Consider the following 10,043-nt stretch of genomic DNA (forward strand, 5'->3'; position numbering starts at 1 on the left):
AACCTCTCCCAGGTCGAACGAGTCTTCCGTACGATCAAGACGACCGACCTTCAGGTGCGACCGATCTACCACTACCTGGAAAACCGGGTCCGCGCACATCTCTTGATCTGCTCCCTCGCTGCCTACATCACCTGGCACCTGAGGAAACGGCTCGCCCCCCTCACCTTCACGGACGAGGAGCCGCCAGGCCGCACCGACCCGGTCGCGCCCGCTCTCCGTTCCGAGGCCGCCAACCGGAAATCCACACGCAAGGAACAGCCCGACGGAACGCCTCTTTACAGCTTCCAGGGCCTCCTCGCGCACCTGGCCACCCTGACCCGCGACGAGATCCGCATCAGCGGCGGCGGCAGCCTTCAGCTACTCACGAACGCCACCGAAACCCAGAGAAAGGTCTTCCAGCTAATCGGCGCGCCTATCTCCAAGACCGTTGGTAGTCAGTAAGACGATCAATGGCTGCCGCGAACCCGCAAGTCACGAGCCCGCAGTGCGTCCTAGATCAAGTAAGTTCGGCTTAACGATCCGGCTTCGCCACCAGGGCGTCACGTCGTTGACCCGATGCACGGCAACCGAGGACCGGCCCGACGGATCGGAGATCTCGGCGACCGACGGACTGTCGTTCTCCCGAGACGACGCCGGAGTCGTTATCGAGCTGACGCGGCACGACCTTCGACCCAACCAGTTCGTGACGCTGCGATGGGACACCGCCCATGCGACTCCGTGACGACATCGAGCGGACGCTACGAGCGTGGGACGCCCACGAGACCGCGCGCAAGGCAGCCCCCGTCATCGACTTCGACTGCGCGCCGAGGCCGGGCACGGTGACGGCCGCCCCGAGCCGCCTCGACGTGTACAGCACGCTCACCGAGCTGTCCGCACGGGCCGAGGACGAAGGCGACCAGGTGTGCGCCGAGCAGCTCCGCGCGCACCTGGCCTACCTTGGCGCCGTACTCGGCGAACGGCCCCCACTGGACGACTACCTGACCGCCACCCAGGGATGCCCCGCCGCCGGATGGCCCGACGAGTACGTGACCGCCGTAGGCGAGCGCGCCCACGCCGCACTGGCCGACATCGGCATCCCCTGGGACGCCACCACCGACAGCCAGCTACGCGAAGCCGAAGGCCCGATCGACGCCACCGACGCACCCGAGATGATCCAGGCCACGGCCAGCGAAGCCGAGCCAGCCGTCCGCGTACTCGCTGATACCGACGCCCCGTACGCCCTGGAGATCACGACCGCCGACGTTGACGCCTACTGGTCCTACTGGCTCGACGGCACCGGCCAGAACGTACGGCTGCGATTCAACCTCCGGAACGCCACCTTCACCAAGGCGCGCATCCCCAGTTCGCCCTACACGAGATCCTCGGACACGCCCTCCAGAGCGCCAGCTACACCGCCGCCGCCAGCCGCGCCGACGTTCCCTGGCCCCGCCTGCTGTCCGTCCACGTTCCCTACCAGGTGCTCCTGGAAGGCATCGCCCAGGCAATGCCGCTGTTCATCACCCCCGACGACACCCCGGTGACCGCCCGGGTCCGCCTGGACCACTACCTACAGCTCGTCCGCGCCGAGCTGCACCAGGCCGTGAACGCCGGTTCGCCGGTCGCCGAATGCGCCCAACATGCACGCGCCCGTGTCCCGTTCTGGACCGAAAGCACCATCGCCGACATCCTCACCGACCGCGGCAACGACCCCCAGCTACGCAGCTACCTGTGGGCCTACCCCGCCGGCATCGACTGGTTCGTCAACCTCGCCGACACCGCCGACACCGCCACCGTGGGGAAGGTCTTCCGTGCCGTCTACGCCCAGCCCCTCACCCCGCACCAGCTCACCCAGCTCTGGCCGGCTGGCCCCCGCATCGGCGGACCCGGCGCCCCTGTTCGTCTTCGGAAGCCTTCTCTTCCCTGACGTCCTGCGCGTCCTCATCGACCGCGACCCCCACCGCATCCCGGCCACCATCACCGGCTGGCGCGCCATCGCCCTACCCGGACGGATCTACCCCGGCCTCATCGCCGACCAGGCCGCCACCGCCACCGGACACCCGCTCGACGACCTCACCCCCACCGAATGGGAAACCCTCGACACCTTCGAAGCCGACATCTACACCCTGGCCCGCGTCCACCTGGACCACGGCCAACACGCCTGGGCCTACGTCTGCACCAACCCCGCCGAGTTCCTCCCCGCGACACCGTGGAGCCCCGACGAGTTCGCCCGCGACCACCTACCCGCCTACGTCGAACGCTGCGCCGCATGGCGCCGCCGCCACGAGTCGAGTCCGTAGCCCGCTGTCCGTAGCCCGTACGCTGCCGAATTGCTCGTTCTGAGTTCAAGCGCGGTGCGGGGCCGCGCCGCGCGACGGCTGCGCGCGGCTGACCCGGGGCACGCCGGTCGGAGGTACTGCCGCGCTGCCTCCGTTCCTCGGCGCCGCGCGCCTGCGGTACGGGTCGGCTTGTCAACGAGACACATGAAAGGCGGACAGCGAGCCATCTTGACCACCAAGGCAAAACCGACTCTAACTTTAGGTATTGGGGGCGTCCCGCCCGGTGAGTACCACCTCTGTGTACGGAAACCCGGCCGGATTCCGAATTACCGACACAGAGAAGTTTCCGTTCGCAACTATCGTACCTGCGCCATACTTCCCATTTCCGATGTGAGCGTCGACGCCGACTGGAATTCGAAAAACAACAAGGTACGTTCCAGAACAGGAGGCGTCGGGAAGCCTGCAATCGCGTTCGCCATTAACGTGCACGGTTTCGTATTGAGCGGTATCATCCGGAATGTGCGGAAGGAGAAGTTTCCCGGCGCCCGAATAAGAGGACATGCTCGCGTCGTCGGCGCACCACTGCGCGACATCAGAATAGTGACAAATGACGTCAGAAAGTCGGACCGTCGTCTGATCGTTTGTCGTCAAGTACTGGATAAAGGCGTGGGCTTGAGCGCGTGTATTGAGATCTCCGCTGAACGACTGTGCGCGTTGATTCCCGGAGCCCCCGTAGTAGTGCCAAATGGTCGCAACAGATGCAGTTGCCGCCAGCACTCCGGCGACCGCAGCCCACACCGTTTTCGCCCTGCCAAGATGACGGTCGATCCGGTGACGCGAGTCCCGGCGGTCCTCCTGCGACATCATGTCCGAAATGCCCCCGTATGCATCGATGCCCAGACGACTCACCGCAGCCAGTCGGCGGAAGTCCAAGCCAATCTAGCCCATATCGCACAAGAACCATCAAGGCTGTAGGACGAGTGACGTCGAGCGGGGATGGGTGACCGGTTCGAGGCTGACATCGACTAGGGCGATTACGTGGCACGTCGCACGCGGCGCGCGGCTAGGAACCGGCGACCGTCGCGCAGCCGGCCGCGTGTCGCGCGTCGTACCGCGTAGTAGGCCACGGACGACGTTCACCGCAGGGGACTTGCTGGACAAGTGCATCGCTGCCGCGCCGCTTCCGTTCCTCGGCGCTGGCGCGCCTGCGGTACGGGTCGGCTTGCCAACGAAGATCCGGAGCCGGCGGCCGTGCCCGGTCGGGGGCCAACAATGGATGGTCTGCCCACAGGCGTGCCCGAGACTAGACCACGGGGTGGATGGCAGCCACGTTGGCAGCCAGGGCGGTGGACGGTGCTGGACGGGCGTGGACGTCTGCAGAACCCTTTCGGCGCGTTACCTAGACTGGCGGACGTCGGCGGACGAATACAGACGAGTATCTGACGATCGCATAATCTCCTGGTGTGTGAACCGAACTAGGTGTCGAGGAAGTCCCACTCGCTGCCAAGAACCCAGCGGAGGGCCGATAGTTTTCCATGGACAAATCCCCAGGTCCAGTCGTCCCAGGGTCCGAGGTTCTCCCGGCCGTATCGGTCCTCAATGGCTCCCCTTGCGGCGTTCCTCTGATCTTCAAGGTCTCGACCGATAGGCTTCGACTCACCCCGCTCAATTTTTTCGTCAAGAATCGAGCTGCGAACATACCAAATCTTGTCGAAGTACTCTTTCTCGGCGCCCAAGATTTCGACAAGAGTCCGCGGTTCCTCGTGCAGCGTGTCCGCCTCATCGGCGATCTCATGGAAATCCGCGCCAAACCAGTCCGCTAGCGCATTCTCCAGCCCGTCAACATCGTAGATGTAGCGAGACGCAGCCGGGTTGAAGAGTGGAGCCAAGTCGGAGTGCGGGCGTCGACGATCGCCGTTTGGCTCGGAAAAATCCTCAAAGTTGCACGTCGCAAATCCAAGCAAATCTGAGTCATCTGTAACCGCGGCAAGCTGCGAATGATATAGCTCGATCAATAGGGCATCTGCAACGCTGTTCTTGTTGCGATGCAGGGGAGCCGACTTACTCAACCCTCGCTCGACCACGCGGCGATGCTCTGCACCAGTTACCTCAAGCCGCGCACCGCTCCTCAACAGGTCCGCGATCTCTGCAAAGTTCTGTAGTGAAGACGAGCTGACAAGCGGGACGTGGTAAGCCATCTCCGCAAGCCACTCTTGCCGACCCGCGCCGGCCCAATCATGAAGATCTTTGCGGAGGAGTCGGAATCTCTCTGCGACTGCGGCCGTAACGGCGGCTTCGGCTCTTGGTCGATTTCGCTCGAACTCGTCGACGACAAGTTGAGGAACAAGAAGGCGTAGCCTCGACTGGAAGTGAAAAACTCTGAGTGGCACGATCCACCGTTGGCCGTCGCGACGTTTCGCTAGGTCAAGCCACAGGGACGTATCAATAAAGAGGTGGATCACGCGCAAGCCGCCCTGATCTCTTGCAATGCCACGATCTGCGCTCCCCTCTACACCTTCGCCAGAATTTGATCATACTGGTAAGTGTGCGCCTTTGGGCCGCCAGGCTGAGCGGGACGATCCGTAACTGGCCCAGGGAGAGGTCTACGGATCTGAAGGTCGTGGCCGGGGCCGCGCAGGCTGACAGCCAACCTGACAGACGAGCCGGTGGATGGCGGCGGACGGACGCGGACCGCCAGGACTGCGTCCGCCGCCCGTGCCTGCTCAGCGGACCTCTGTGGACCTCCCCGGAGGATCCAGATCAAACTACGGATCACATGCGGCGCTGCATCGGCCCTGTAGCCACATGCGCAAAGAGGTCGCGGGCACAGGCTAATCCAAGTAGGCAAGTTTTATTATTGACTGCCGGCCGCATCAGTAATATCCGACAGCTTCCTTATTCGCTCAACCGGAGCCGGAAGGTCGTCGCCGATTGGTCCGTCCTCCGGGTGGTGGAAGATCCAACGGTGACAGTTCGCGGCCACGACGGCGCGAACATAGTTGGCGTTTCTTGTAGTGCCAAGGATCCTCTGCCCGTCGCGAAAACCTAAGTCAGGTCGAACCAGCAGGAGGGCAGATTGCCGTGAGAGCGGGACGACGATATTCTCTGCCGTGAATAGACCAATTCCGTCGTCGGCATTCGCGTCGACAGTCTGAGACCATAAACTCACCGGACTATCGCTGGTTATGATCGTTCTCCTGCTCCAGGTCACGAGACCAGTTGGATAACTCATCAAGCGGCGCGCGAGTGAACCAAGATGCGTAGCAACGAACTTCAGATGCTCATTCGCATTGGAACCCAAGTAGTATTCAAGAAGGCCACTTTTTGCCTCCTCCCATGCGGGCGCAACTAGCTCGTCACCGGGGTCAATGCCAAATTTTCCCTCAACATTGGACCTTATCTGCCTAATCGCTTCCCCGTCGTCGATGCCCGCGACGATCAATTCGCCGATCTTTCTGTTTAGGGCCCGCACCAAAGGGGTTCGGAGAAATTGGAGTGCCACATATCCGGCCAGTATCTCGCGATCGGCGCGCGAAGTAGGGAGACTGCTATTGCTGATCGCGGAGTCAAGTACTCCAGCAATCTCAGATTCGATAGAAGATAGCTGCTTCTCGAAGTCTGCTGAACGTCGACCGTCCGCCAAGGTTATCGAGTAAAACCAGTTCTCCGTCGCGGCTTTATTGACCGACAGGACAAACGATTTTCCGCCACCAGCCCTGTCCGCGGCGCCGATGTTTCCATTCGGATCGGCGAAGCGTCTCAGGTGAAGCTTCGGTACGTAGTGATGACTTTTCGGCTCGGCTTGCACGGCTACCATGATCTCACCACGCAGCGTCTGGGCTTCGAGGCGTTCTGCTGAGCGGTGTGCCACCGTCCGGCAGCCGGGTGACAGCCAGACCGTCAGGTCGTCCGCGGCGCGATCCTCCCGACGCTCCGTCACCTTCGCCCGGTGCTCGACCGTACTGCAGTCGTACTGCAGCGGGGACGGACGCCGGTGGACGGCCATGGGCATCACCGAGCCCACGACCTGTACCGATGGACGCCAGCGGACGTCTGTGGACCCCCTGCCGAGATCTACGGAACAGAAGGTTCCGTTCGCCAAGGCCCCCGCGGCCGGAGAGCGGTCCGCCGAGGCCCATCAGACGCGGCCGGCACTGCACCCAACTGTGTACCCGAGCCGGCGGACGTCCATGGACAACGGTGGACATCCACGGACTCCCTGCGCTGACCGGGCGGACGCCCGTGGACGTCCGCGGAGGGCTCGCCCTCTCCTCTTCACCCGCTGGTCGGCATGGTCAGCTGTTCCGGTCGTACCGAGCTGCCTGGGCGGCTTCATACAGCTCGCTGCCATCCGTACAGTTGAGGCAGCGGACGTGCGGACCGGCCTCCCGGTGGATGTCCTACACCCAGACAAGGCGCGCGAAGGGGCTGGTAAGTTACACCACGTAAGATCCAGCTCATGGGGGGCGAGTGGGAACCTGTACCAATACATTAACGTTCAACATCGCGTCGACCGCGGGCCTCTACTCTGAGGTCTCCGGACTTCTTGCCGGATTTGCATTCGCGACGATGACGCTTCTTGTCGCGCCTTATATCATCCCGGGAAATAGCAGTGCCACTATTCCCCTGGGCGACTTGGCGCGGATCCTGATGAGCACCTTCATTATTCTGGTCCTCACGAGTATTGGTTACGCCGTATTGAATGGAGAGTCGATACCTGCTGGGCGCGCCGCCACGGAGGAGGGTGTGCTAGGAACGGCATTTGGTGTAGCCTTAGTTCTCATTGTCTACACGATCGTTCTCGTTTTCGACGAAGTGGAAGCCGCCAATCCAGGCAATGATATTGGAAAGGCGGCAAAATTTGCGCGGATCATTCTAGCTGTACCGATGACATGGCTCGTGTCAATTTACATATGCGCTGGTCTGGGCGATTATGAACATACGCGATTCGGCCCCGACGGTGCGGGATGGACTTTCGAGATCGTCGCGTTGGCGGCTCTCGGGTTGCAGCTTTTCTTCAATATTTATATATACTTCTTTTGGTCGCCCGTTCCATGGTCGCCCGGGGCCCGCGCGAAGGCGTTAAATTTGTTGGCCTATATATCCCTGGGCGTAGTCGCGGCCGCCGCCCTAGGGGTCGGGGTTCTGGGCAGCCTCGCAAATAGCCCCTGTGTAACTCCTCCAATGGTATTTGAATACGTCATTCTCTTTCTTAATATTGGGCTTATGTCTACGATGACGTTCTATCTTGTGAAGTCTCGCCGGTAGAAATCCCAAGTTGGATGTTCCTGCGTAGCCTTCAGTTGAGTCCAGCAACCGCTAGCTTGGCTGCCCTAGCCGAGGAGCGGTGCCTGTATCCAGTGCAGTTGGCCATGCGGGCGGCCGACGGGCAGCCAGGCCGGCAGTCCACAGCGGGCAAGTTGGTCGTGCGAAGTGATCGTCAGGTCCGTGGCCCGTGCTAGTGGACGGCGGTGACGGACAGCTGCAAGCGCCATTTGAAGATCAAAGTAAAATCACGGATTGGTAGGTCTGGGCCAGGAACGCGGCGGAGGGCACACCTGCGCTGTACAGCCATTGGCACAGCCAGCCCACGGACGCCGGCGGACGAGCATGGACGTCCACGGACACCCCGGGCCGATCTTGTAGTCGGGTGGTGACGGTAGAATGCTGCCGCGTGGCTTCCGTTTCTCGGCCTGGCGGGTCTGCGGTACGGGTCGGCTTGCCGACGAAGATCGTCGGCTTGGCCTCCGTGGGTGGTCGGTGTCAACGCCTGACCACCGTGCCCGTAGCGACGCCGAGCCAGGCCGGGCCGCCGGTGAATGACAGCCGGGTTGGCAGCCAAGCCAGCTGACAGCGACGGACGAGCGTGGACGTCCATGGAATCCGGACGGCGCGTGACCTGCACCAGTGGACGTCTACGGACATTGACGGACAAATTACCAAGATCTCTTAATCTGCGGGTTCGGGTTCAAATGCCTTGCGGCGTACCTCGTAGCAAGCAGTCGGTATGACGCAGAGTCACTGACTGTTCTTGCGTTCTGTACTCAAGTTTGAACTCCAGAGGTCATGGCCTATGAAGATCGCCGAGGTCGTCGACACCCTCACGCAAGGGATCAAGGGATCAAGGGATCAAGCGCCGCGTCGCCGCGTCGGCACGCTCCACGCAGCTTGGCACCCGCGTTCGCGGACGCATCGCCCCGCGTGGTCGACCTCGTTACGTTCATACTCGCCACACGACGCAGCGATTGATTCGTGGCCCGTTTGGGCACGCGAACTGGGCGGTGGGACACTCGCCAAGTGAACAGCACCCCTGAAACGCGGCAGGACCAGCTTGGGACTGTCGCAGGCGCACTCGCGGGCCGACTCGGTTGGGCGTGGATCGCCGGCGCCGCTTCCCTTTTTCTGCTTTGTATTCGGACCCTATCAATCACGGGAGGGAATACCGATCTCGCCGTAGCCGTTTTGACGACTGCCTCGCCTACACAGCTCATTTTATGGCTTCTATTGCAAGCTACTCCCGTCGTAATCGTTAGTATTTTCATGTATTACGGGTCGGGCCGCTCACGCATCGATCTTCTGATAGCGGGCGCAGCTTTCCTTGGTATGCTTGCGCTGGTCCCTATATATGTGGTTATTCTTGGGCTACCCTTTCTAGTGCTCGGCCGCTTTCTGCGTGTGGGATTGCAGCTCAAGAACCACGCGCTCAAGGCATCACCAGACGGCGAGTCTCCACAGGAAGGTCGAGCCGAGACCGTGGATGAGGCCGACATTCCTCCACGCGGCGACTCGCCGACTCCTGATGAAGAGCGGTTAGCGCGGGATTACTACCTGATCTCGAAGGCGATCACAATCGGTGTGGCTCTAATTGTTTCTCTGGCGCTCAGCGCTAGTTTTTTATTTGCCGGTACGTTCTGGCTACCGAAAGAGAGAATTGAGGACGGTCAGAATAAGAGGGCGGCGACTGGGTATGTACTCGATTCTACTCCAGCATGGACCAAAATGCTGGCCACACAGCCATTGCGAATTGAAATTTTTCATACGTCAGAGATTTCGAAGCGAACCACCTGCGGGAATGCCGACAACAGGTGGAATGCTGCCACACTCCCGTCGCTTCTAACGAAGCGAAAGGTCAAATTTGACTGCTGACTCTCATGAACTTGCCGGCGGCGATAATCTTGCTGTCACGAGGCCTCCGTCCCTTACCTCTTGGCGTGCCGTCGCCAAGACGTCAACGACCGGTCGTGCGGTGGGCCAGGCCATCGAACCTGACAGCCAAGTTGACAGCCGAGCCCGTGGACGAGAGTGGACGTCCACGGGCGCCGGTGGACGCGCCACCCGAGGTGAGCAGACGCGATGGACGTTCCCGGACGCTAGTGGATGATCCAACTCAAACTACGGATGAGATGCTTGGTACGACGTCCGAGACGGTCGAGAAGTGGCCGGCCTGCGCGACGACAGCGTGTAGTCCAACCAGGCGGCCGCAGCGCGAAGCCGATCAGGCGCCGGCAGCCAAGCCGGCGGATAGCGGTGGACGAGCGTGGACGTCCATGGAACCCGGACAGCGCGTGACCTGCGCCGGCGGACGTCCACGGACATAGACGGACAAATTACCAAGATCTCTTAATCCGTGGGTCGACTCGTCTCAACGCTCCGTAGCCGCCGTTGGCGGGATGCCGCACGCCAGTCGTCCTGCAACCTGACTTCCCTCACGTTGATTCTTCTCGCAAGATCGTAAGGCTGTGACCTGCGGCTTCGCCGGCGCCAGCGACGAAAATTGTGCACTAATCG

The 10,043-nt window shown here is 61.7% G+C and carries 8 protein-coding genes and 1 pseudogene; 6 read left to right on the plus strand and 3 right to left on the minus strand.

What is annotated here, in order from left to right; all coding sequences use genetic code 11:
• The 4 genes and pseudogenes from BCD48_RS51350 to BCD48_RS17900 form a co-directional block, all read left to right on the plus strand.
• Positions 1-441: pseudogene (locus tag BCD48_RS51350) on the plus strand (IS1634 family transposase); the annotation flags it as partial.
• 266 nt (positions 442-707) lie between these two features.
• Entirely contained in the window at positions 708-1,520 is an 813-nt protein-coding gene (locus BCD48_RS17895; protein ID WP_241841817.1) for a hypothetical protein, read from the plus strand.
• Complete coding sequence (locus BCD48_RS56695; RefSeq protein ID WP_241841818.1) at positions 1,484-1,903, plus strand: hypothetical protein; 420 nt, start codon at positions 1,484-1,486, stop codon at positions 1,901-1,903. The genes BCD48_RS17895 and BCD48_RS56695 overlap by 37 nt, the downstream gene beginning before the upstream one ends.
• The gene (locus tag BCD48_RS17900; RefSeq protein ID WP_116271554.1) at positions 1,788-2,276 is read left to right on the plus strand and encodes a gamma-glutamylcyclotransferase family protein; all 489 of its coding nucleotides are present in this window, start codon (positions 1,788-1,790) and stop codon (positions 2,274-2,276) included. The genes BCD48_RS56695 and BCD48_RS17900 overlap by 116 nt, the downstream gene beginning before the upstream one ends.
• A 237-nt stretch (positions 2,277-2,513) precedes the next feature.
• Here BCD48_RS17900 and BCD48_RS50705 read toward each other — a convergent pair whose 3' ends face one another.
• The 3 genes from BCD48_RS50705 to BCD48_RS46620 form a co-directional block, all read right to left on the minus strand.
• A complete protein-coding gene (locus tag BCD48_RS50705; protein ID WP_131804031.1) occupies positions 2,514-3,122 on the minus strand; it encodes a hypothetical protein in 609 nt (202 codons plus the stop codon).
• 608 nt (positions 3,123-3,730) lie between these two features.
• Complete coding sequence (locus tag BCD48_RS17905; RefSeq protein WP_071049578.1) at positions 3,731-4,717, minus strand: PIN domain-containing protein; 987 nt, start codon at positions 4,715-4,717, stop codon at positions 3,731-3,733.
• A gap of 392 nt (positions 4,718-5,109) precedes the next feature.
• Entirely contained in the window at positions 5,110-6,261 is a 1,152-nt protein-coding gene (locus BCD48_RS46620) for a DUF4238 domain-containing protein (protein WP_157910520.1), read from the minus strand.
• A 563-nt stretch (positions 6,262-6,824) separates the two neighbouring features.
• On the opposite strand from BCD48_RS46620, the gene BCD48_RS50710 reads away from it, so the two are divergent.
• Positions 6,825-7,523, plus strand: coding sequence for a hypothetical protein (locus tag BCD48_RS50710; protein ID WP_206745016.1), 699 nt, complete (start codon positions 6,825-6,827; stop codon positions 7,521-7,523).
• A gap of 1,029 nt (positions 7,524-8,552) precedes the next feature.
• Positions 8,553-9,401 (plus strand): hypothetical protein, encoded by an 849-nt coding sequence (locus BCD48_RS50715; RefSeq protein WP_131804034.1) that lies wholly within the window; start codon positions 8,553-8,555, stop codon positions 9,399-9,401.
• The last annotated feature ends 642 nt before the right edge of the window (positions 9,402-10,043 follow it).

The organism is Pseudofrankia coriaricola (assembly GCF_001854805.1).
Lineage (GTDB): Bacteria > Actinomycetota > Actinomycetes > Frankiales > Frankiaceae > Pseudofrankia.